Annotated in this window: 20 protein-coding genes; 14 read left to right on the forward strand and 6 right to left on the reverse strand. The window is 40.5% G+C overall.

Annotated elements, in window-relative coordinates:
• Positions 1-101: 101 nt before the first annotated feature.
• Complete coding sequence (locus tag QZU58_RS01815) at positions 102-854, reverse strand: 3-deoxy-D-manno-octulosonic acid kinase (RefSeq protein WP_294462157.1); 753 nt, start codon at positions 852-854, stop codon at positions 102-104.
• A 303-nt stretch (positions 855-1,157) separates the two neighbouring features.
• On the opposite strand from QZU58_RS01815, the gene QZU58_RS01820 reads away from it, so the two are divergent.
• A complete protein-coding gene (locus QZU58_RS01820) occupies positions 1,158-2,210 on the forward strand; it encodes a glycosyltransferase family 9 protein (protein ID WP_294494243.1) in 1,053 nt (350 codons plus the stop codon).
• A gap of 8 nt (positions 2,211-2,218) precedes the next feature.
• On the forward strand, positions 2,219-2,689 hold the full coding sequence (gene coaD, locus QZU58_RS01825; RefSeq protein WP_294462162.1) for a pantetheine-phosphate adenylyltransferase: 471 nt from the start codon (positions 2,219-2,221) through the stop codon (positions 2,687-2,689).
• 45 nt (positions 2,690-2,734) lie between these two features.
• Here the strand turns inward: coaD and mutM are convergent, their stop codons facing one another.
• The 3 genes from mutM to rpmB form a co-directional block, all read right to left on the reverse strand.
• Positions 2,735-3,574, reverse strand: a complete 840-nt coding sequence (mutM, locus tag QZU58_RS01830; protein WP_294462164.1) for a bifunctional DNA-formamidopyrimidine glycosylase/DNA-(apurinic or apyrimidinic site) lyase — start codon at positions 3,572-3,574, stop codon at positions 2,735-2,737.
• 66 nt (positions 3,575-3,640) lie between these two features.
• On the reverse strand, positions 3,641-3,811 hold the full coding sequence (rpmG, locus tag QZU58_RS01835; protein WP_031578727.1) for a 50S ribosomal protein L33: 171 nt from the start codon (positions 3,809-3,811) through the stop codon (positions 3,641-3,643).
• A 15-nt stretch (positions 3,812-3,826) separates the two neighbouring features.
• Complete coding sequence (gene rpmB / locus QZU58_RS01840; protein ID WP_031578726.1) at positions 3,827-4,063, reverse strand: 50S ribosomal protein L28; 237 nt, start codon at positions 4,061-4,063, stop codon at positions 3,827-3,829.
• Between the two features lie 395 nt (positions 4,064-4,458).
• Here rpmB and coaBC point away from each other — a divergent pair, with 395 nt between their 5' ends.
• Both coaBC and QZU58_RS01850 read left to right on the forward strand, forming a co-directional pair.
• The gene (gene coaBC, locus QZU58_RS01845) at positions 4,459-5,670 is read left to right on the forward strand and encodes a bifunctional phosphopantothenoylcysteine decarboxylase/phosphopantothenate--cysteine ligase CoaBC (RefSeq protein ID WP_294494246.1); all 1,212 of its coding nucleotides are present in this window, start codon (positions 4,459-4,461) and stop codon (positions 5,668-5,670) included.
• A gap of 228 nt (positions 5,671-5,898) precedes the next feature.
• On the forward strand, positions 5,899-6,780 hold the full coding sequence (locus QZU58_RS01850; RefSeq protein WP_294494249.1) for a mechanosensitive ion channel domain-containing protein: 882 nt from the start codon (positions 5,899-5,901) through the stop codon (positions 6,778-6,780).
• 110 nt (positions 6,781-6,890) lie between these two features.
• On the opposite strand, the gene pyrE is transcribed toward QZU58_RS01850, so the two are convergent.
• The gene (pyrE, locus tag QZU58_RS01855; RefSeq protein ID WP_294494251.1) at positions 6,891-7,535 is read right to left on the reverse strand and encodes an orotate phosphoribosyltransferase; all 645 of its coding nucleotides are present in this window, start codon (positions 7,533-7,535) and stop codon (positions 6,891-6,893) included.
• Positions 7,536-7,640: 105 nt separating this feature from the next.
• On the opposite strand from pyrE, the gene QZU58_RS01860 reads away from it, so the two are divergent.
• Positions 7,641-8,519, forward strand: coding sequence for a YicC/YloC family endoribonuclease (locus QZU58_RS01860; RefSeq protein ID WP_294463397.1), 879 nt, complete (start codon positions 7,641-7,643; stop codon positions 8,517-8,519).
• A 93-nt stretch (positions 8,520-8,612) separates the two neighbouring features.
• Here the strand turns inward: QZU58_RS01860 and cysS are convergent, their stop codons facing one another.
• Entirely contained in the window at positions 8,613-9,995 is a 1,383-nt protein-coding gene (cysS, locus tag QZU58_RS01865; RefSeq protein ID WP_294494253.1) for a cysteine--tRNA ligase, read from the reverse strand.
• A 503-nt stretch (positions 9,996-10,498) separates the two neighbouring features.
• On the opposite strand from cysS, the gene glnA reads away from it, so the two are divergent.
• The 9 genes from glnA (at position 10,499) to QZU58_RS01910 (ending at position 20,734) form a co-directional block, all read left to right on the forward strand.
• Positions 10,499-11,923 (forward strand): glutamate--ammonia ligase, encoded by a 1,425-nt coding sequence (gene glnA / locus QZU58_RS01870; protein ID WP_294462624.1) that lies wholly within the window; start codon positions 10,499-10,501, stop codon positions 11,921-11,923.
• A 135-nt stretch (positions 11,924-12,058) separates the two neighbouring features.
• On the forward strand, positions 12,059-12,610 hold the full coding sequence (locus tag QZU58_RS01875; RefSeq protein WP_294462628.1) for a DUF4124 domain-containing protein: 552 nt from the start codon (positions 12,059-12,061) through the stop codon (positions 12,608-12,610).
• Between the two features lie 93 nt (positions 12,611-12,703).
• The gene (glnL, locus tag QZU58_RS01880; protein ID WP_294494256.1) at positions 12,704-13,771 is read left to right on the forward strand and encodes a nitrogen regulation protein NR(II); all 1,068 of its coding nucleotides are present in this window, start codon (positions 12,704-12,706) and stop codon (positions 13,769-13,771) included.
• A gap of 2 nt (positions 13,772-13,773) precedes the next feature.
• Positions 13,774-15,216 (forward strand): nitrogen regulation protein NR(I), encoded by a 1,443-nt coding sequence (gene glnG / locus QZU58_RS01885; protein WP_294494258.1) that lies wholly within the window; start codon positions 13,774-13,776, stop codon positions 15,214-15,216.
• Positions 15,217-15,672: 456 nt separating this feature from the next.
• Positions 15,673-16,389 carry a ribosome biogenesis GTP-binding protein YihA/YsxC gene (yihA, locus tag QZU58_RS01890; RefSeq protein WP_294462635.1) on the forward strand — a complete coding sequence of 239 codons (717 nt, stop codon included), beginning with the start codon at positions 15,673-15,675 and terminating at the stop codon, positions 16,387-16,389.
• Positions 16,386-17,033 carry a guanylate kinase gene (gene gmk / locus QZU58_RS01895; RefSeq protein ID WP_294494261.1) on the forward strand — a complete coding sequence of 216 codons (648 nt, stop codon included), beginning with the start codon at positions 16,386-16,388 and terminating at the stop codon, positions 17,031-17,033. The genes yihA and gmk overlap by 4 nt, the downstream gene beginning before the upstream one ends.
• 147 nt (positions 17,034-17,180) lie before the next feature.
• On the forward strand, positions 17,181-17,468 hold the full coding sequence (gene rpoZ, locus QZU58_RS01900; RefSeq protein WP_031578713.1) for a DNA-directed RNA polymerase subunit omega: 288 nt from the start codon (positions 17,181-17,183) through the stop codon (positions 17,466-17,468).
• A gap of 192 nt (positions 17,469-17,660) precedes the next feature.
• The gene (spoT, locus tag QZU58_RS01905) at positions 17,661-19,799 is read left to right on the forward strand and encodes a bifunctional GTP diphosphokinase/guanosine-3',5'-bis pyrophosphate 3'-pyrophosphohydrolase (protein WP_294494266.1); all 2,139 of its coding nucleotides are present in this window, start codon (positions 17,661-17,663) and stop codon (positions 19,797-19,799) included.
• A gap of 8 nt (positions 19,800-19,807) precedes the next feature.
• Positions 19,808-20,734, forward strand: coding sequence for an alpha/beta hydrolase (locus QZU58_RS01910; protein WP_294494268.1), 927 nt, complete (start codon positions 19,808-19,810; stop codon positions 20,732-20,734).
• Positions 20,735-20,758 lie beyond the last annotated feature (24 nt).

The following is a 20,758-nucleotide window of genomic DNA, read 5'->3' on the forward strand; positions in this document are numbered from 1 at the left end:
GATGATATTCATCAGAAAAAATAACCATTAATAAACCAAAACGGAAAAGAGACAAAAGCTCTTTTCCGTTTCTTTTGAATCATATACCGTCAATATCTTAATTAATAATTCTTTTCGTATGAACTCTTAATTGCCGGAAGAAGTTTGGAGAAGTCATATTCAGACCAATAAAAGTTATTACGCTCCTCTTTAAACTTATCAAATGATCTCTTGAGTCTGTTAACCATCTCATGATACTGCTTCTTGCCTATGGTTCTCTGGACGCACTTGTCAAAATCAACGATCCAAACATTATCGGCACCGTCAAACAGAATATTGTTGATATTTAGGTCACTGTGGTAGATACCGGCCTTAAACAGTTTACCCACTGCATCGCCAATCTTTGCTATTTCTTCATCAGTCAAACGACGGGCTGACAGAATTTCACCTAAATTCTTTGTACCGGGTATTTCCATCATAACAATATCGTTTCTGATAAAGAAAAGACTTCTTTCTTCCTTGGCTGCTATAGGCTTAGGTACCGGAAGTCCCATCTTCTTCATTGTCTGCAGCAGATCATATTCCCTGAATGCACGATGCGAACTGCCAAAGAAAGATAAGAATTTATCTCCCAAAACTTTACCTATAAGTCCACCGCGCCAGTAATGTCTGATAATAACTCTTCTGTTATACGGATCCTGTACTAGATATGTTTTACCGCGACCATAGTGGACATCCAGAACTTTTGCATTAACCTTGTATTCATTGACATCAAAATACTCGATTATTTTTTCAACTTCTGTAGTTTCAGGAATGAACTCTGGATTAACGACTATTGAAATCCCTTTTTTCTTAACAATAAATTTCTCTTTCATTGAAACCATACTTCACCCTTGCACTTTCTGATACTAACCAAACACATCCTTCCTACGTAAAATTATAACAATCAGATTAACAACCGCAAAAAGTAACCTGCATTTATATATGTTTTGTTTGCGAACAATAACAAAAATTTCTTAAATTGAGCTAATTATCGGCAATTATTGGGCACAACATACTCAAATATCTCAAATCAATGAGTCACTACAAAATTATTCAACATAAGCCATACTTGTTTGTTCTTTTAAACTAAATGTGTTTTATAATTCTGTTATTGTGATTTATTGGATTGTGAAGTTATGGCTAAAATACCTGCCCCCAAAAATATATGCTGTCTGAGATTATCATCAATTGGCGACTGTATTAATGCCTTGGCGGCTGTTCAGTTGATTCAGAAGCAATTCCCCGAAACTAAAATAACATGGCTGATAGGCAAAACAGAAAGCTCTCTGATGACAGGCATTCCCGGCATCAATTTTATTGCCTACAATAAAAAAGGGGGTTTTAAAGAATACATTAGGATAAAGAAAATCCTTAAGGATATGCCTTTTGACTGTCTTCTTGACATGCAGAGTTCTTTAAAGGCCAGCTTCATTTCTCTTCTGGTAAAGACCAATACTAAGCTTGGCTTTGATAAAGACAGAGCCATGGACATGCAGCAGATATTTACCAATGTTAAGGTAAAGTCTCCTGAATCACCTCACGTACTGGACGGTTTCATGGCCTTTGCGGAAGAAATCGGATGCAAGATCGATAAACCGGTATGGGATTTTCACCTTACGGACAGCGATTATTCCGTTGCCAGAAAATATCATATAGACAAGACAACCATGGTACTGTCTCCTTGCAGTTCAAAGGATTACAAGAATTGGACCATCGTAGGCTACGTTGAGGCCTGCCGTTTTGCCGCCTCAAAAGGATTAAAAATAGCAATCTGCAGTGGCAAGAGCAAGAAAGAAAAAGCCATTGTTGATGAAATCATTGAAAATTGCGGAGCCATTAAAGACAAGATCATTAATCTTTCCGGGAAAACATCACTAAGGGAAATGCTGGGCGTTATCGACTGTGCAGGTATTGTGGTCTCACCTGATTCTGCAGCCGTTCACATGGCCAATGCCCTAAACATTCCCGTAGTCGGAATTTATGCCCACCACAATCCGAAGCGCGTCGGTCCGACAAATTTCATGAAGTACGTTGTTTCTATTTATGAAGATGAAATTATGAAGGAACACGCCGATTCTTCAAATCTGAAATGGAGAACAAGAGTCAAAAACAAACACGCCATGCTGAATATAACTTCAGCAGAAGTTAAGAAAGCCATCAATGATGTTATAAACGATTACAATCTGTAGAAAACAATATGTTAGCTGTATTTCCGGGAACATTTGATCCGTTCACCCGCGGACATATGGACATTTTACAAAGAGCCGTCAAAATTGCTGACGACGTAGTTGTTGCAGTATGCGAAAGCCCTTCAAAACATACGCTATTCTCTCTCGAGCAACGGGTTGAAATGGTTAAAAAATGTAACGATAACCCCCACGTCAGAGTAATTGGATTCAGTGGCCTGCTGACAGACCTTCTTAAAGAGTTGCATGCCGATTTTCTGATAAGGGGAATTAGAAATACCATTGATTTTGAGTACGAGCTGAGTCTTACGGCAATGTACAGGGATTTTCTGCCAAATCTGGAGGTTATTATGCTACCGACAGAACATAAGTATTCATATGTATCATCTACTCTTGTTAGGGAAATACACAAACACGGAGGTGATATATCTTCCTATGTTCCTGACAGGATAGCCCCATATTTTAATAAGCACCTGAAATAAAAAATCCACTGATATCAGAACCCAACGTCTGAAGCCTGTTAATCCCTAATTAACGGGCTTTTTTAATTTCTGACATTTTTGACAAAAATATGTATTTCTGCCACCTATCACAATACTTTCAATCGCATGTCCACATACCGGACACTTCTCACCTGATTTACCATATACATTGAGATTCTGAACGAAGTACCCCATTTTCCCGTCAGCCCCGCTAAAATCCCTAATTGTGGTACCACCATTTTCAATTGATGTTAAAAGAGTTTCCTTTATCACAGGAACCATTTTTTCACATTCTGAAATGGTGATTGTTCCGGCAGGAGTAAGCGGATGAATTCTGCAGCTGAAAAGAATCTCACTGGCATAAATATTACCGATACCTACAACTATTTCATTAGTCATCAGAGCCTGTTTAACCGGCTTTTTTAAATGTCTCTGCAGTGCATTAAACAGCGCAGCGGGCGTAAATTCATCCGTAAGCGGTTCATACCCCAAATTAATCAGATATCTGTTTTTGTAAACATCCTGACCTTCCGGGATCCATAAAAACAGACCAAAACGTCTCTGATCATTGAATCTGATAACCTTATCGTTATCCAGAATAATCTCTACATGATCGTGTTTTTTCAATGGAGAGTCCTGCGAGCATACAAGCAGATGGCCGGACATTCCAAGATGCATTAGGATTGAACCAACGTCTGTTCGAATAATTATATATTTGCCTCTTCGGGACAGAGACAGAACTTTCATATTCCTCAACGTTTGGAACTCCGGGCTGATATTCTCTCTTAATTTAGGATAATGAACCCTAACTTCCCTAATCTTAGAATTTATTAGTGATGAAGATATTCCCCTTAGGGTAACCTCAACTTCCGGTAATTCAGGCATATTTATTCCCCATAAAAAAACCCGAGATTTCTCCCGGGTTAGTTAAAAGAATACAGAAATCAAGAATTACTTGATCTTGCCTTCCTTGTAAATTACATGCTTACGAACAACCGGATCAAACTTCTTGATTTCCATCTTTTCCGGCATTGTACGCTTGTTCTTGGTAGTGGTATAGAAATGACCAGTACCAGCAGTAGAATTTAAGCGAATCTTTTCGCGTCCACCCTTAGCAGCCATCTTAATACTCCTCTATTATACAGCGATACCCTGAGCACGCATATCTGCTAAAACCTGATCAATACCAACCTTATCGATGGTACGCATAGCTTTAGTAGTTAAACGTAATCTTACAAATCTGTTTTCTGATTCAACCCAAAACTTGTGTGTCTGAAGATTTGGGAGAAAACGACGACGGGTTGCGTTTTTAGCATGAGAACGATTATTACCCACTGCTGGACGCTTCCCAGTAACCTGGCATACTCTTGACATTGTCCGTCACTCCAAATTTTAAAATATAACTTACTTTAACAACCCAGAAGAGAACTTCAAGGTGTGCAATCAAATTTAATTTTGCGAATTTATACAATATTTATGCAAAATTTGCAATAATTTATCGTTAAAATGCGTAAAAAAACCCTCAGATCCATAGGACCTGATAAGATAGCTTCAAGACACAGACATCAATACATTCATGTAAAACAGTCTATTCAGCTAAAAACTGCGATATTCTATCACAAAGGAATTAATAATAGTACATAAATCACAATTATTTTTTTACTTACATTATAATCGTCTAAACACGGAATGCCTAAGATGTGTTTAAATAACCCGGCTTGCGAACAATACCCAGTGTGGTAACTTTATTTCTTATTTGGTGAATTCATATGAGCTTACACAATAAATTTATTATCGTCGGAGTAACAGGCGGCATAGCTGCATATAAAGCGGCATATCTAGTCAGGGCTCTCAAAAAACAGGGAGCTGATGTGCAGGTCATTATGACAGAGGCGGCAAAATCCTTTATTACCGAATTAACTATGCAGGCTCTCAGCGGACACCCGGTACTCTCGGAAACGCTTAAACCGCAGAGCAACAGCGGCATTGAACACATAGAAATGGCCGCAAAGGCTGATGCCATCATCATAGCTCCGGCAACAGCCAATACCCTCGCAAGAATAAGAGCAGGCATGGCAAATGATTTGCTGACGGCTATTGTCCTCGCAGCAACCTGCCCAATATACGTGGCACCAGCCATGAATGAAAACATGTGGAAAAACCCAATAACTCAGGATAATCTGAAAGCTCTGCAAAATTACGGATTTAAAGTTATCAGCCCTGAAACGGGATTTCAGGCATGCGGTGCGACAGGACCTGGCCGAATGGCAGAACCAGAACACATTGTGGATTACCTTGTCAGACAGCTTAATTACAGACCTCTTGCAGGAAAAAAGGTTGTAATTACGGCAGGTCCTACGAAAGAAGCCATTGATCCGGTCAGGTTCATATCAAATCACAGCTCAGGTAAAATGGGATATGCCATTGCCGATGCGGCATCAAATCTCGGTGCAGAAGTTGTTCTGATTAGCGGTCCCGTCAGTATTCCGGCTCCAACGTCCGTAAAACTCGTAAACGTAATCAGTGCTGAAGACATGCTGTCGGCAACTGAAAGCCATATTCCACACTGTGATATTTTCATATCATGTGCTGCAGTTGCAGACTTCAGATGCAAAAATATTTCTGAACAGAAAATCAAAAAAACAGGTGATACCGACTCCATGATTATTGAACTGGTAAAGAATCCGGATATTCTGTCCACTGTCGGTCATCTTTCCAACAGGCCCGGACTGGTTGTCGGTTTCGCAGCAGAGACTCAGAACGTTGAAGAAAACGCCCTGAAAAAACTAAAATCTAAAAATGCGGACATGATTATCGCCAATAACGTCTCTGATAAATCTGTAGGTTTTAACAGCGACAACAACAGCATAACCATATACAGCACGACCCGTGAACCTGCTAATTACATCAACACCCCTAAAAACGAACTGGGGTACGTTATCATGAACCACTGTCTCAGCCAGCTTGACAACAACGTGTAATTATCCGAACAGCTTAATGAACATTTGCCCTTCATATGATGAATGGAAAGAATGTTCATTATGAACACTGTCCAAAAAACTAGCAGATTTATAGATCAAAACGTTGTATCAACACAAAATTTTTCTATAATCAAATCTGTCTGATTTCAGCTTCGGGGCCAACTTCCCGTTTAAATCAGAGTAATGCTTTCACCAAAGCATATTTTTATTCAATAATAAGGATTTATTATGTCAGAACCAACAACTGAAGCAGTCGAAGCTGCAAAGCCTGTTACTGAAATACTGCCAAAGCAGTTATGGAGTGACCCCATCGGTTACATTCAGGAACATCAGGAAATTATTACAGGTGTGTGCGTGGATATCGTAATTGCCATTCTCATACTCGTTATCGGCTGGTTAGTGGCAAAAATGGTTGCCAAAATCTGCCTTTCCGTGATGAACAAGGCTAAAGTCGAACCAACAATTTCAAAATTCATTTCAAATATACTTAAATACGCCGTTATCGCATTTGCCGTTACAGCTTGTCTTAGCCAGCTTGGTATTCAGACAGCTTCATTCGTCGCAATCATCGGTGCCGCATCTTTCGCCGTAGCAATGTCTTTACAGGGTTCTCTGTCAAACTTTGCGGCAGGCGTTATTCTTTTAATATTCCGTCCAATCAAGGTAGGAGAATTTGTTGAAGTAGCCGGCCATCAGGGTGTTGTTGAAGAAATCACTATCTTCACAACCTCATTAATCACTGGAGACAACAAGGTTATCATCATACCAAACAGTGCTGTCAGTGCAGGAAGTATCACAAACTATTCAAGAATGGATACCAGACGCGTAGATTTCGTTTTCGGAGTTGAATACGGTTCAGATCTTAAAAAAGTAAGAGACACACTGGAATCAGTATTTAAGTCAGATGATAGAATTCTTAAGGACAAGGATCTGACCATTGTTGTTGGTGCCCTCAACACATCTTCCGTTGATTTCACCTGTCGAGTCTGGGTTAAAAATGCGGACTACTGGGGTGTATTTTTTGACACTAATGAAAAAGTATATAACGCACTCAGAGCCGCCGGCATCGGCATTCCATTCCAAACCGTAACGGTTGTAAATCAGAAATAATTGTTTTACGGATTATAAATACTTCTGTTCCACAGGAGTCAATAAAAAAACAGGGACATACTACTATTATCCCTGTTTTTTCGCGTTCTGTATACGTTCTAAAAGAGATATCAGATACCGTAGGTGTTGCGATATTCCTCGACGGATGATAAGTGCACCTTCAGGCTATCGTTCTGTGCAATATAGGTAATAAGATCTGCCAGGGTAATTATTGAAAATACCTTAGTATTGTAATCTCTTTCAACTTCCTGAATGGCACTCAGGTCTGTTTTTCCCTTTTCCTGTCTGTCCAATGCAATTAAAACTCCCGCAAGAGTTGCATTTTCCTGGGCGGAAATAATCTGCATTGATTCGCGGATTGCAGTACCAGCAGTTATAACGTCATCGAGAAGAACGATGTTACCGGTTAACGGAGAACCTACAAGATTTCCGCCCTCACCGTGATCCTTTGCTTCCTTTCTGTTAAACACCCAAGGAGCTTCCGAACCGTATTTTCTTGAATATGCAATGGAAGTGGCTGCAACGATAGGAATTCCCTTGTATGCAGGTCCGAATAAAACATCAAAATCAACCCCGCTGTCATGAAGAGCATCAGCATAGAATTCACCTAACAGTGCTAAATCAGCCCCTGTACAGAACAGCCCGGCGTTAAAAAAATATGGGCTGATTCTGCCTGATTTTAAAGTAAAACTGCCAAAACGCAGCACATTTCTCTTAAGAGCCAATTCAATAAAATTCTTTTTGTAATCCTTCATTTCTTGCACCATTATAAGTTGACAATTAGGCTTTTATCCTTCCAAAATTAGAATGTATAATACCATATAGCCTAATAATTTTACATAAGTACATAAGGGATTAACATGATACACAGCATGACCGGATTTGCATCCGTATCCAACCAGAATGACGCATATATTACTGAAGTCAACATCAAAACGGTAAACTCAAGATTTATGGAAATATCCGTAAGAATCCCGGAAATTCTCAGAATATATGAAATGGAAATAAGAAATTGTTTTAAAGACTTCTTCAACAGAGGCAAATTTGAAATCTCCATTTCACTTAAGAATAAAATCACCAAAAATGCTCTTGAAGTCAACAACGATCTGGTTGAAGCTCTGACAGCGCAAGTCTTTGAAATCAACAACGCATACCGTAAAAAAGACCCTGAAGCAAAATGCTGTTTTTCTGCCAATGATATACTTATGTATCCAGGGGTCATTACCGACAGAACCGGTGGAAGCGATGATCTGCAGGAACTTATATTCAACAGCGTTAAGGAATGCATGAAGAAACTCAATGAATCCAGAGCCCTTGAAGGCGAAAAGATCAAAGACTTCCTCAACGGACATCTCTCAGCAATAGAAACACTCAGAAAGAATATTATAGACAGGATGCCGGAAATTGTTGATTGGCAGAAGAGTAAAGTATCCGACTTCATTAAGCAGCATCAGGTCAAAGTTGACGACAGTCTGCTTGAACAGGAAATCATTCTTCTCTGTCAGCGCATGGATATAGCCGAAGAACTTAATAGATTAAGTTCCCATATTGAACAGGCAAAACACATTCTGAATCAGGGTGGCATCTGCGGTAAACGTTTGGACTTCCTTATGCAGGAATTCAACAGGGAAACCAACACCATAGCATCAAAATCCATCAATACGGAAATCACTAACAGTGCCATTGAACTGAAAGTTCAAATCGAACAGATGAGAGAACAGGTTCAGAACATCGAATAGTAACAGACTAATTTACTGAACAAAAAAACACCCCGTTCCACAATACAGTATGGAAACGGGGTGTATTCTTATTATGACTTAAAGTCAGAAGTTTTAATTCTTTCTCCAGGTAGTGCCATTAGGACCGTCTTCGATTACGATTCCCATATCAGAAAGCTTTTTTCTGGCCGCATCGGCTACAGCCCAGTTCTTCTCACGACGTGCATCATTACGCTCTTTTATAATTGCCTCTATGACGCTAACATCGACATCAGACTTATCAACAGCCCCCTTCAGAAACTCCTCAGGATCCATTGATAACAAACCTAAAACATCGCCGAGCTCTTTTAATAAGCCGGCAAGTTTTCCTGCCTTTTCAGCATCACTACTCTTTAAAGTATTTATTTCTTTTGCTATATCAAACAGTACGGCATAAGCGAGAGGAGTGTTAAAGTCATCATCCATCGCCTGTCTGAAACGTACTTCATATTCACTGTTTCGTTCAGCTTCCAGAACCTTCACGTTTCTTAAAGCGGTATAAAGTCTTGATAAGCCGGCCTTAGCCTGATCAAGATTATCAACAGAGTAATTCAACTGACTTCTGTACTGAGCACTCAACAGGAAGTAACGAAGCACTTCACCGTCATACTTTTCGAGAAGTTCACGAATAGTAAAGAAATTACCCAGTGACTTTGACATCTTCTCTTTATTAATCATCATCATGCCGGAATGCATCCAGTATTTTACATAATCTGAATGCAGCGCACAGCAACTCTGGGCAATCTCGTTTTCATGATGAGGGAAAATAAGATCTGAGCCGCCACCGTGAATATCAAAGACACTGCCAAGATACTTGAAATTCATTGCGGAACATTCGATATGCCATCCTGGACGTCCCTTACCCCAAGGAGAATCCCACATTGGTTCACCCGGCTTTGACATTTTCCACAAAACAAAATCATAAGGATTCTTCTTAGCATCCTCGATGCCGACACGGATACCTGCCTGAAGCTCATCCAGATTCTGACCGGATAAACGTCCATAATCCTTGAAGGAATCAATCGAGAACATTACATCCCCGTTTGAAGCCACGTAAGCATTACCGTTTTCAATTAATCTGCTCACCATATCGATGATGACGTCTATATTATGAGTAGCTCTAGGTTCTATATCAGGACGGTTAATGTGCAGGGCTCCGAAATCCTTATACATTTCTTCAGTCAGACGTGTAGTTAAACTTTCGCAGGTTTCGTTGTTTTCATTGGCTCTTCTTATGATTTTATCATCTACGTCAGTAATGTTTCGAACATAGGTTACGTCGTATCCGGAATAACGAAGATATCTTACAATAGTATCGAAGCATACAAAGGTTCTTCCGTGGCCAATATGACACAAATCGTAAACGGTAACACCGCATACATACATCTTTACCTTATTTTCAACTAACGGAACAAACTTTTCCTTCTTGTGGGTAAGTGAGTTATATATTTCCAGCATAAAAACCTCAGTTGCTTTCCAATACTTTCAAACCTGCAGATGCGCCTTATAACTACGGATGTGTCACCGTATGCTATAACATACGACATCCGTAATATGTGTCTCGCAAAGAATATTCGCTAATTATATTTTTTTAGCCCTTGTTTTTGCAAGAAACAAAATAATATCCTATAACACAAACTTTGTTCGATTTTCTCAAATTCCCCCAAAATCAAGCGAAAACCCAGCTATTCCCCATAATAACGCACCATCATGGTATTAACTCTGACAAAAAATGTATTTTGTTCATTTGCCTTAATCGCCGTGAAAGTTTAAAATTGCTCCATCTTATTACAATTGCACTTATTAAGTGCTTTATTTTGGTTCACAATACGGACGTAATGCCGTTTAAGTGAAATAAAACGCATAATTGCAGTCAAATGTGAAATGTGGCACATTTCTCGCATTTGTACTCATGAACTTTTTTTATAATTTTACTTTTTCCTTTATTGGAGGATTTTTTAATGGCAGTAGCTGACGTATTAAATAAAATTAAAGAAGAAAACGTAAGATTTGTTGACTTACGTTTCACTGACACCAGAGGTAAAGAACAGCACATCTCTATTCCTGCCTCATGTATCGATGAAGACTTCTTTACTGACGGTAAAATGTTTGACGGTTCATCTATATGCGGTTGGAAGGGAATTAACGAATCAGACATGATTCTCATGCCTGATGCCGACACTGCATTAATTGATCCATTCTATGCCGATAAGACCATGTTTATCCGTTGTGATATTCTTGAACCTACCACAATGCAGGGCTATGACCGCGATCCAAGATCTATTGCTAAGAGAGCAGAAGATTACCTCAAGTCATCAGGTATTGCCGATTATGCCTTATTCGGACCAGAACCAGAATTCTTTATTTTTGAAGATATCCGTTTCAAGACCGATATGAGCGGCTGTTTCGTTTCAATCGACGATCCAGAAGCAGCATGGAACTCAGGTACTGAATACGATGGCGGTAACAAAGGTCATCGTCCTGCAGTAAAGGGCGGTTATTTCCCTGTTCCACCTGTTGATTCTTCTCAGGACATCAGATCAGCAATGTGCCAGACTCTTGAAGAATTAGGCCTCAAGATAGAAGCACACCACCACGAAGTTGCTACCTGCGGTCAGAACGAAATAGCTACCGTATTCAATACCCTGACTAAGAAGGCTGATGAAGTATTAATTGAAAAGTATGTTGTATGGAACGTTGCCAATGAATTTGGTAAGACCGTAACCTTCATGCCAAAGCCTATCGCAGGTGATAACGGTTCAGGTATGCACGTTCACCAGTCACTCGGTAAGTACGATGAAAACGGCAAGATGGTTAACCTCTTCTCCGGTGATCTCTATGGCGGTCTTTCTCAGATGGCTTTATGGTACATTGGCGGTATTAAGAAGCACGCAAAGGCTCTTAACGCATTTACCAATCCTTCAACCAACTCATACAAGAGACTTGTTCCTGGTTTCGAAGCTCCGGTAATGCTTGCATACTCAGCACGTAACCGTTCTGCCTCAATCCGTATTCCATGTGTATCAAGCCCTAAGGCAGTAAGAATCGAAGTTAGATTCCCAGACTGTACTGCAAATCCATACCTCGCTTTCGCAGCCATGTTAATGGCCGGTCTCGACGGTATCATCAATCACATTGATCCGGGCGAAGCAATGGATAAGAACCTGTACGATCTTCCTCCAGAAGAAGAAGCAATGATTCCTCAGGTTTGCGGTTCTCTTGATGAAGCTCTTAAGAGTCTTGAACAGGATAGCGAGTTCTTAACCAAGGGTGGTGTATTCTCTGAAGAATTCATCAACGCATACATTGCTCTCTTAAAGGGTGACATTGATAAGCTTCACAAGATTCCACATCCTGCTGAATTCGAACTTTACTACTCTCTCTAAAGTTAAGCGCCAATATATTTTTATGTAATATATTGATATACAGTATAAAAAAAGAGCCTTATAGGCTCTTTTTTTTGCATATTAATATGTGTCATGATAACTTGATAATGTGTTTCTCTTATTGAGGATGAAAAAATGAGTATAGCTAGAATTCTTCTGATATCTTGTCTGAGTCTTGGCATCGTTTCCGCCGCACAGGCTGAAGATGTTTACAAATGGGTAGACAGCAATGGTGTGACCCACTATGGTGACGGCCCTCAGGCTGCCAAGCAGAACAACGCAACAATGATCAACGTGCAGACCCCTAAAATGGGTAACGTTCCCGTAAGTACATCTTCCTCTTACACTCCACCTAGACCAAACGTACGAACCGGTTTTGGTCTTCAGAACATAAATTACAGTATTTCAATTGCTTCACCTGCAGACGGTGAGGAAATAAGAGCCAATAACGGCACCATAATCGTATCAGCCAATATCTCCCCTAAGCCACAGGGTAATTACGCAGTACGGGTATTTGTGGATAACTCCCTCTTTGCCTCCTCAACAAATACGCAGCGTGTGGAAGTTGAAGGCGTGCCTCGCGGAGAACACACCATTATGGTGAAGCTTCAGACTCAAGATGGCAAAATTATTGCATCAGAACCGATCAAAGTTACAGTATTACGTGTGGCTGTTGGAAGAAAGTAACTAACAGTTTACTCAATGGGCACCATAATAAGGCAACTTAGTTTTATTATGGTGCCTTTTATTTTGTGAAAAGAAGTTTGACAGGAATGGAATATGACGTACAGTAACATTGCAGTTTGCGCCCTTGATAATATGTATACGGCAGTAATCATGCTTGATCGTCATCTTCAGGTCAAATATGCAAATAATGCCACCGAACAAATTTTCAGAATGAGCCCTAAAAAATTTCTAGGTCGCAAATTAGATGAAATTTTTGACTATACAAACTTCGATTTTGCCAGACTTCTCTCCTGTCACTCAAAAGACATGGGATACACCGATTATGAAGTAACCTTTGTAATAGAAGCATCTCCCGTTATCGTGGAAGTAACTGTCACTCCCATAAACGACGTATGTCCTGAATGTGATATTCTGCTGGAATTCAGAAAAGTTGAACTGCAACGACGCATGGATAAGGATATGGAACAGTATTCACAGCAGGAAGCAGCGAGAGAACTTGTAAGAGACCTGGCTCATGAGATCAAAAACCCTCTTGGAGGCTTAAGGGGAGCAGCACAGTTACTTGAGAGACAGTTCAAAGGCGATAATGATGTGAAAGAATACACGTCCATTATTATAGAGCAGGCTGACAGACTGAAAAATCTTGTCAACCGTCTGTTGGGCCCGCAGAAAGCATCTCCACACGTGATGACCAATATCCATGTAATTTTGGAAAAAGTGCGCAAACTGGTCCAGGTGAATCTGCCTGCTAATATAAAAATCGTACGTGACTATGATCCATCCATCCCTGAACTGTCTGTCGATCCAGAACAGATTGAACAGACACTTATTAACATTGTGTGCAATTCCATACAGGCACTTCAGGAAAGTAACACTCCCGACGGAGTAATTACCTTAAAAACCCGTACCGCCTACAGAATAAGCATTTATGAAAGCATTGTGAAATTGGCACTGGTAATTACAATTTCCGATAATGGTCCAGGCATTCCTCAGGACATAAAAGACAAGATTTTTTACCCTCTCGTCACCAGACGTAAGGGCGGGACAGGTTTGGGCCTGGCCATCGCACAGAACATAATTAATCAGCATAATGGTAAAATCGAATGTAATAGCTGGAAAGGTTACACTGAATTCACAATTTACATTCCAATCAAGGAGTAAGTATGAATAAAGAAGTTTGGATTGTTGATGATGACAGCTCCATCCGATTTGTTTTGGAACGTGCATTAACGCAGGATGGTTATACATGCCGCTGTTTTGAAAATGGTGAAAATCTGCTGCTGGCATTAAAGGAATCTTCTCCTAAAGTCATCATCTCAGACATACGTATGCCCGGTATTGATGGTCTGGATTTGCTTAAAAAAGTACATGAGCACAATCCAAATATACCTGTTATCATTACTACTGCCCACAGCGATCTGACCAGTGCCGTTAATTCCTACCAGAGTGGCTCTTTCGAATATCTTCCTAAACCTTTTGATATTGACGAAGTCATCGATATCGTAAAGAAGGCTGAAGCAAGTTACAAAGAAAAGATGACTCTGGAAACCGAAAGCGAATTCCATGATAATCTGGAAACAGATATCATTGGAGAATCTCCTGCCATGCAGGAAGTATTCAGAGCCATAGGCAGACTTTCAAAGTCATCAATAAGTGTTCTGATAAACGGACAGTCCGGTACCGGTAAGGAACTTGTTGCCCATGCACTGCATAAACACAGTGTTCGTGCAAACAAACCATTTATCGCCTTAAATATGGCCGCCATCCCTAAGGAACTTATAGAATCAGAGCTGTTCGGTCATGAAAAAGGCGCATTCACCGGAGCCAACGTTGCAAATCAGGGGAGATTTGAACAGGCTGACGGAGGCACTCTGTTCCTTGATGAAATCGGAGACATGCCGATAGATGCCCAGACAAGACTTTTGAGAGTACTGGCAAACGGAGAATTCTACCGTATCGGTGGCCATCGTTCCATTTCTGTTGACGTCCGCATCATAGCTGCCACCAACCAAAATCTTGAAAAGCTGGTAGCAGAAGGAAAATTCAGAGAAGATCTGTTCTACAGACTGAATGTAATACGTATTCATATTCCTCCTCTCAAGGAACGCCAGTCTGACATTCCCCGTCTGGCTCGACGTTTTCTCAGCGTATCGGCAAAGGAACTGAATGTGGAAACCAAAGTTCTCACTCCGGAAACAGAAGAATATTTATGCCATCTTCCATGGCCAGGTAATGTCAGACAACTGGAAAACGTTTGCCGCTGGCTTACCGTAATGGCTTCAGGAAAAGAAATTGCCGTCAATGATCTGCCGGCAGAACTTCTTGAAAAAGAGAATAGTAATACCGACATTACCCCATGTCAGAACGGAGCGTCATCAAAACTTCCAATTGATCTGTGCTGGCAGAATCTCCTTAAGGACTGGGTTAGTCAAAGACTTCATGAGGGCTGCACAGATGTCCTGGGTGAAGCACTTCCTGAATTTGAAAGGGCTTTGATTACAACTGCATTAAGATATACCCATGACCATAAACAGGAGGCTGCAAGACTTTTGGGATGGGGAAGAAATACCCTTACAAGAAAACTAAAGGATCTTAATCTCGAATAGCATTATCTAAACCATGCAGATGAATCCAGAAAACTTTCGCATGTAAAAAACTTCTCTATAATAATCACACAAAAACCGCCTTACGGCGGTTTTTGCAACTTTTTACAAATATCCTAAAAATAGAGTAAAATTAGATAAATTTTTTTGAATTTCTTCTTTAAATATGACGTCTGCTGTCATAAATGTAACTTAAATCAACGGACAGAAAGCTTTGAAATTAGTAGTACACGCCCCATTTTGGACAAAAATACTTTATGCTGCCGGTATTATTTTGCTATTCGTTGGCATATCATGTCATTTCTTCGGTTTTCCGGAAATACCACCGATATACATGCCTTTTTTCCTGATTGGCGGGGTAAGCCTGATTATTCCTTATCAGGCCTATTTCATATATGAAGTATTAAAGTACAGACCAAAGACTTAATCATCCCGGATCAAATTAAGAAATAGATCAGCATGGAACGAACAATGATAAACTTTCAGAAAACACACTTTATCACAAGTGCTCCTGACATCAGCAAGCTTCCGGAAGATACCGGTATTGAAATAGCATTTGTGGGCAGATCAAATGCCGGTAAATCAACGGCTTTAAACTGCCTAACCGGACAAAAGAACCTTGCAAAAACCAGTAAGACCCCGGGAAGAACACAGCTCATTAATCTTTTCGAAATTGAAGAAAACAAAAGAATAGTTGACCTCCCAGGATATGGCTATGCCGAAGTACCGTTAACCGTGAAAAAAAAGTGGCAACGCTCTCTTACCGAGTATCTGCAAAAACGAAAGTCACTGAAGGCTGTTGTCGTTCTAATGGATATCCGACATCCGCTCAAAGACCTGGACAGGCAGATTATCACCTGGGCGGCCATGGCTAACATTGAAGTTCTTATAATACTGACCAAAAGTGACAAACTTGCAAACAATGCAAGAAAAAATGCAATTAACGATGTTAAGAGACAACTGATCGAGTTCGGTTGTTCATACAACCTGGTTGCCTTTTCAGCGCTAAACAGACAGGGACTGTCCGAAATTAAGGAAATCCTCAATCGATTCTATACACAGTTCCAAGACACATCATCTCTGACTGATTTTCCTGAATTTACGGATGATGAGTCAGACGATGAACTCGATATTGATGAACAGGCATGGACCAAAGGTTATAAGGAAGATCTATGAAAGGTACCCTCTATATAATATCCTCTCCAAGCGGAGCCGGTAAATCAAGTCTTTTAAAGGCTTTATTTGAACAGCATAATAATGATAATTCCATGTATCTTTCAGTATCACATACCACCAGACCTCCAAGACCTGGTGAAGTTGATCATGTTCATTATCATTTTGTTACTGTCGATGAATTCAAAAACCTTATTGAAAGACAGGCATTTTACGAATGGGCTCAGGTTTTCGATAAATATTACGGAACCTCACGAGAACTGGTACAACAGGCTCTGCAGAACGGCCAGGACGTATTCCTTGACATAGACTGGCAGGGAGCCCGCCAGATGAGAAAAATGGAGCCTGAAGCCAAAAGCATATTTATACTGCCGCCAAGTCTTGAAGAGCTCCGCCAGCGTCTTGTTAAAAGAGCACAGGATTCAGAAGAAGTCATTGCAAACAGAATGAACAAGGCCCAAAGGGAAATTTCTCACTACAATGAGTATGATTACTGCCTTATTAACGATGACTTTGACCAAACATTAAATGACCTGTGGTCAATTATTAATGCTAATCGTCATACCCGTGTAATCATAGAAAATAATGAAGGGGAAACTCTGGAAAACCTTCTGGCCGGTTATGACGGACAAGATGACCAGTCATAACTTAAGGCAATTACAGTTTTTAAATCATACCGGTATGTAATTACACTCAACTGACGCTCCCTTTCGTTCGTCACCAAAGTGTATTGTGTTGTCATATTCTGTCGTGCGTGATAGAATATGCAGACAAAGTTATTTTAGGAGATTTTTATGGCTCGTGTTACTGTTGAAGATGCCGTTGAACAGGTCGGCAATCGTTTTGACCTTGTTTTAACCGCCGCACGTCGTGCTCGTCAAATTTCAGTAAATGGTTGCGATCCTTTAGTTGAGATCGAAAATGACAAACCTACAGTAATCGCTCTTCGTGAAATCGAAGAAGGTTTAATTTCTGAAGAATTCATGGATAAGCAGGATCAGAAGGGTCGTCTCAAGAATTCTGAGGAGTTTGCCGAAATGGTTGACGTTCCTCCTTTAGAAAACACCAGTCTTTTCGACTAATTCAATAATCAAACAATCCATTTCTGGATTCGCTTTTCAAATTAGAAACATAAGGAAGATTACTCACGTACTCTTCCTTGTTTCGTTTTTACGCAGTAATGGAGAACATTCATCATATTTAACTCACTCAGAGCCCTAATCCGTGGCACATTTAATGCTATAATATAGCCATATATTAAAGGAATATCTGCAATGAGTACGGTTCTCTATTTATTTGATAATCTGAAAAAAACTCTCGAAACATATCTGCCTCCTGAACAGATAGCAAGAATCGAACAGGCATACACAACTGCGAAAAATGCCCACGAAGGTCAGGTTCGTTCTAGCGGAGAGCCTTATATCACCCATCCGGTTGCCGTTGCCCAGATTCTTGCTGAAATGAAACTGGATCATGAGACAATCATGGCTGCACTGCTCCATGACGTTGTTGAGGACACCCCCATCAATGCCGAACAGCTGAACTCAATTTTCGGAGAAACAATAACTCATCTCGTTCTTGGTGTCACCAAGCTCGATAAACTCCAGTTTCACGACCATAAAGAAGCGCAGGCCGCAAATTTCAGAAAAATGATCATGGCTATGACCAGTGACATCCGTGTAATTCTGATTAAACTTGCAGACCGAACACATAATATGAGAACCATCGGTGCCCTTAGACCTGATAAACGAAGAAGAATAGCCAAGGAAACCCTGGAAATTTTTGCGCCTATCGCAAACCGACTCGGTATAAGCAGCATTAAAAATGAACTTGAGGAACTTGGTTTCGAAGCCATGTATCCCATGCGCTACCGCATCCTGAAAGATGCCATGAAGCATGCCCGCAACAACAGAAAGGAAATAATCAAATCAATCCTTGCCGACATAAACGGCCGCCTTGAGGAAACCAATATCAAATACCGTATTCAGGGCAGGGAAAAGCATCTCTATTCCATTTATATGAAAATGGTAAAAAAAGAGATACAGTTTCATGAAATCATGGATGTATACGGCTTCAGAATCATCGTAGACAATGTGGACACCTGCTACCGTGTTCTCGGACAAATGCATAACCTGTTCAAGCCGCGTCCAGGCGGATTCAAAGATTACATAGCCATTCCAAAAATTAACGGCTATCAGTCTCTCCACACCTCTCTTGTCGGACCACACGGTATTCCGATAGAAATCCAGATCCGTACCGATTTTATGGATCAGATGGCAAATCAGGGTGTGGCCGCACACTGGTTCTACAAGATTAATGGCTCCGAAATGGTTGACTCATCAGCGCAAATTCACGCTCAAAGGTGGATCAAAAGTCTGCTCGAACTACAGCAGAGTGCAAGCAACTCCTTTGAATTTATCGAAAGCGTTAAAACAGACTTCTTTCCGGAAGAAATTTATGTGTTTACTCCTGAAGGTAAAATCTATGAATTACCGAATGGTGCAACTCCTGTGGACTTTGCATATGCCGTACACAGTGACATCGGACAGCACTGTATAGGTGCTCGTGTGGATCATCACCCATTTCCTCTAAACCGACCTTTATCATCCGGACAGAGTGTTGAAATACTTACTTCTCCAGTTTCTCAGCCAAACGCAATCTGGCTGGACAGCGTGGTCACCTCCAGAGCAAGAAGCAAAATCAGACAGTATCTTAAAGGTCTTAAACTTGAGGAATGTCAGTTACTCGGTAAAAGACTTTTGCGTAATGCCATGGGTGCAACCAGAATCGAGAATATTCCTTCCGATACCATTGACAGGGTTCTTAAAGAATTTGGAAAAGCCAACCTTAATGAGCTGTATGTGGATATAGCTCTTGGTAATTTATTCACAGTTATCGTTGCGAACAAACTCCTTAACAATGAAGCCATGAATTCCCCTACCGGAAAGAATCCGCATGCAACCCTACCGCCTTCATCAATCAATGGCACAGGTGGTCTTAACTACGTATTTGCGAACTGTTGTCATCCAATTCCCGGTGACTCAATTGTCGCCCATGTTAATCCAGGAAAGGGTTTGGTGATTCATACCAGCAACTGTGCAAATCTCAAAACATCAAATCCGAATGAGCAATTCCTTCCTGTAAGCTGGGACATGAATAACGCATGTAATGAAGTGTTTGAAGCGGGATTACGTATAGAAATGGTTAATATACAGGGCATGATTGGCGAAATCAGTAATGCTGTTTCAGTATGCGGAGCAAACATTTCACAAATAAGCTCTGAGACCAAGGAAGGAAAAGTATATATTCTCAACCTTGTTGTAACTGTTAGAGACAGACTGCATCTTGCCAACATAATCAGAAAAATCAAGGCGCTTAATAACATTAACCGCGTAGTTAGACGTAAAGGCTGACGTCACATATGACAGCAGAAATTATTCCTGAACGTATTCAGATAGAATCATCCGGACGCAAGCTTGAAGGGTTGGTCTACACGCCCTTACGTCCTTTGGGGAAACAGGTTCTTATTGTTCAGGGAAGAAATGAAATGCTCTATAAGTATCAGGATTTCTGCAGACAGCTCTGTGACAATGGAATTAAAGTTACCGTTTACGACCATATAGGTCAGGGATTCAGTCCCCGGATTACTTCCGACCATGAAATGTGCCACATAGATTCATTTGACACCTACGTTAATGACCTTGGGAATGTAATCAAATCGCTAACCGACGCCATGCCACTGACGGTTATTGCCATCTCAATGGGAGGTCTGATAACCCTTAAGGCTATTCAGAGAACGGAAATACTTAAAAGCATCAGCAGACTTATATTCATTTCCCCGTTTCTTGGAATTAGGCAGCCGGTTCCCACATTCATGATAAAGGCACTATCACATCTGAGAGATTTACTGTCCAAACCTTTTTCCTGCAATGGTCCAGTTTTCTTTTACTTTAACGATCGTTTCAGAAAAAAAACTATAGGACTTGATGCCAACACTCATGATAGCCAGAGAAACGACAACTACTACAACCTGTATTCACGATATCCGGAAGCAAAACTCGGAGGCATGACCACCTCTTGGCTGAGAGCGGCTGTTTCATGTCTTGAGAGCGTCTGGTCTGCTAAGTATGATATGGATATTCCCAGTCTTTTCCTAGTAGCTGAAAACGACAATATGGTCTCCTCAGCAGACATTTTGCGTTTTACTGAAAAACTGGCATTATACAGCCGGGTTAAGCCGAATATTATCAGGATAAAAAACAGTCTTCATGATATCCTTATAGAAGAAGATCAGTACAGAACACCGGCTGTTGCGGCAATACTGAATTTTATAAAATTATCTGACTAAACGTAAATTACAGGGAGTTTTATT

The organism is uncultured Ruminobacter sp. (assembly GCA_902764345.1).
In the GTDB taxonomy this organism is placed as follows: domain Bacteria; phylum Pseudomonadota; class Gammaproteobacteria; order Enterobacterales; family Succinivibrionaceae; genus Ruminobacter.

Coding starts and splice junctions, on each gene's coding strand:
- QZU58_RS01815 (WP_294462157.1), bottom strand. CDS start 854: ATGAAAGAGAAATTTATTGTTAAGAAAAAAGGGATTTCAATAGTCGTT.
- QZU58_RS01820 (WP_294494243.1), top strand. CDS start 1,158: ATGGCTAAAATACCTGCCCCCAAAAATATATGCTGTCTGAGATTATCA.
- coaD (WP_294462162.1), top strand. CDS start 2,219: ATGTTAGCTGTATTTCCGGGAACATTTGATCCGTTCACCCGCGGACAT.
- mutM (WP_294462164.1), bottom strand. CDS start 3,574: ATGCCTGAATTACCGGAAGTTGAGGTTACCCTAAGGGGAATATCTTCA.
- rpmG (WP_031578727.1), bottom strand. CDS start 3,811: ATGGCTGCTAAGGGTGGACGCGAAAAGATTCGCTTAAATTCTACTGCT.
- rpmB (WP_031578726.1), bottom strand. CDS start 4,063: ATGTCAAGAGTATGCCAGGTTACTGGGAAGCGTCCAGCAGTGGGTAAT.
- coaBC (WP_294494246.1), top strand. CDS start 4,459: ATGAGCTTACACAATAAATTTATTATCGTCGGAGTAACAGGCGGCATA.
- QZU58_RS01850 (WP_294494249.1), top strand. CDS start 5,899: ATGTCAGAACCAACAACTGAAGCAGTCGAAGCTGCAAAGCCTGTTACT.
- pyrE (WP_294494251.1), bottom strand. CDS start 7,535: ATGAAGGATTACAAAAAGAATTTTATTGAATTGGCTCTTAAGAGAAAT.
- QZU58_RS01860 (WP_294463397.1), top strand. CDS start 7,641: ATGATACACAGCATGACCGGATTTGCATCCGTATCCAACCAGAATGAC.
- cysS (WP_294494253.1), bottom strand. CDS start 9,995: ATGCTGGAAATATATAACTCACTTACCCACAAGAAGGAAAAGTTTGTT.
- glnA (WP_294462624.1), top strand. CDS start 10,499: ATGGCAGTAGCTGACGTATTAAATAAAATTAAAGAAGAAAACGTAAGA.
- QZU58_RS01875 (WP_294462628.1), top strand. CDS start 12,059: ATGAGTATAGCTAGAATTCTTCTGATATCTTGTCTGAGTCTTGGCATC.
- glnL (WP_294494256.1), top strand. CDS start 12,704: ATGACGTACAGTAACATTGCAGTTTGCGCCCTTGATAATATGTATACG.
- glnG (WP_294494258.1), top strand. CDS start 13,774: ATGAATAAAGAAGTTTGGATTGTTGATGATGACAGCTCCATCCGATTT.
- yihA (WP_294462635.1), top strand. CDS start 15,673: ATGGAACGAACAATGATAAACTTTCAGAAAACACACTTTATCACAAGT.
- gmk (WP_294494261.1), top strand. CDS start 16,386: ATGAAAGGTACCCTCTATATAATATCCTCTCCAAGCGGAGCCGGTAAA.
- rpoZ (WP_031578713.1), top strand. CDS start 17,181: ATGGCTCGTGTTACTGTTGAAGATGCCGTTGAACAGGTCGGCAATCGT.
- spoT (WP_294494266.1), top strand. CDS start 17,661: ATGAGTACGGTTCTCTATTTATTTGATAATCTGAAAAAAACTCTCGAA.
- QZU58_RS01910 (WP_294494268.1), top strand. CDS start 19,808: ATGACAGCAGAAATTATTCCTGAACGTATTCAGATAGAATCATCCGGA.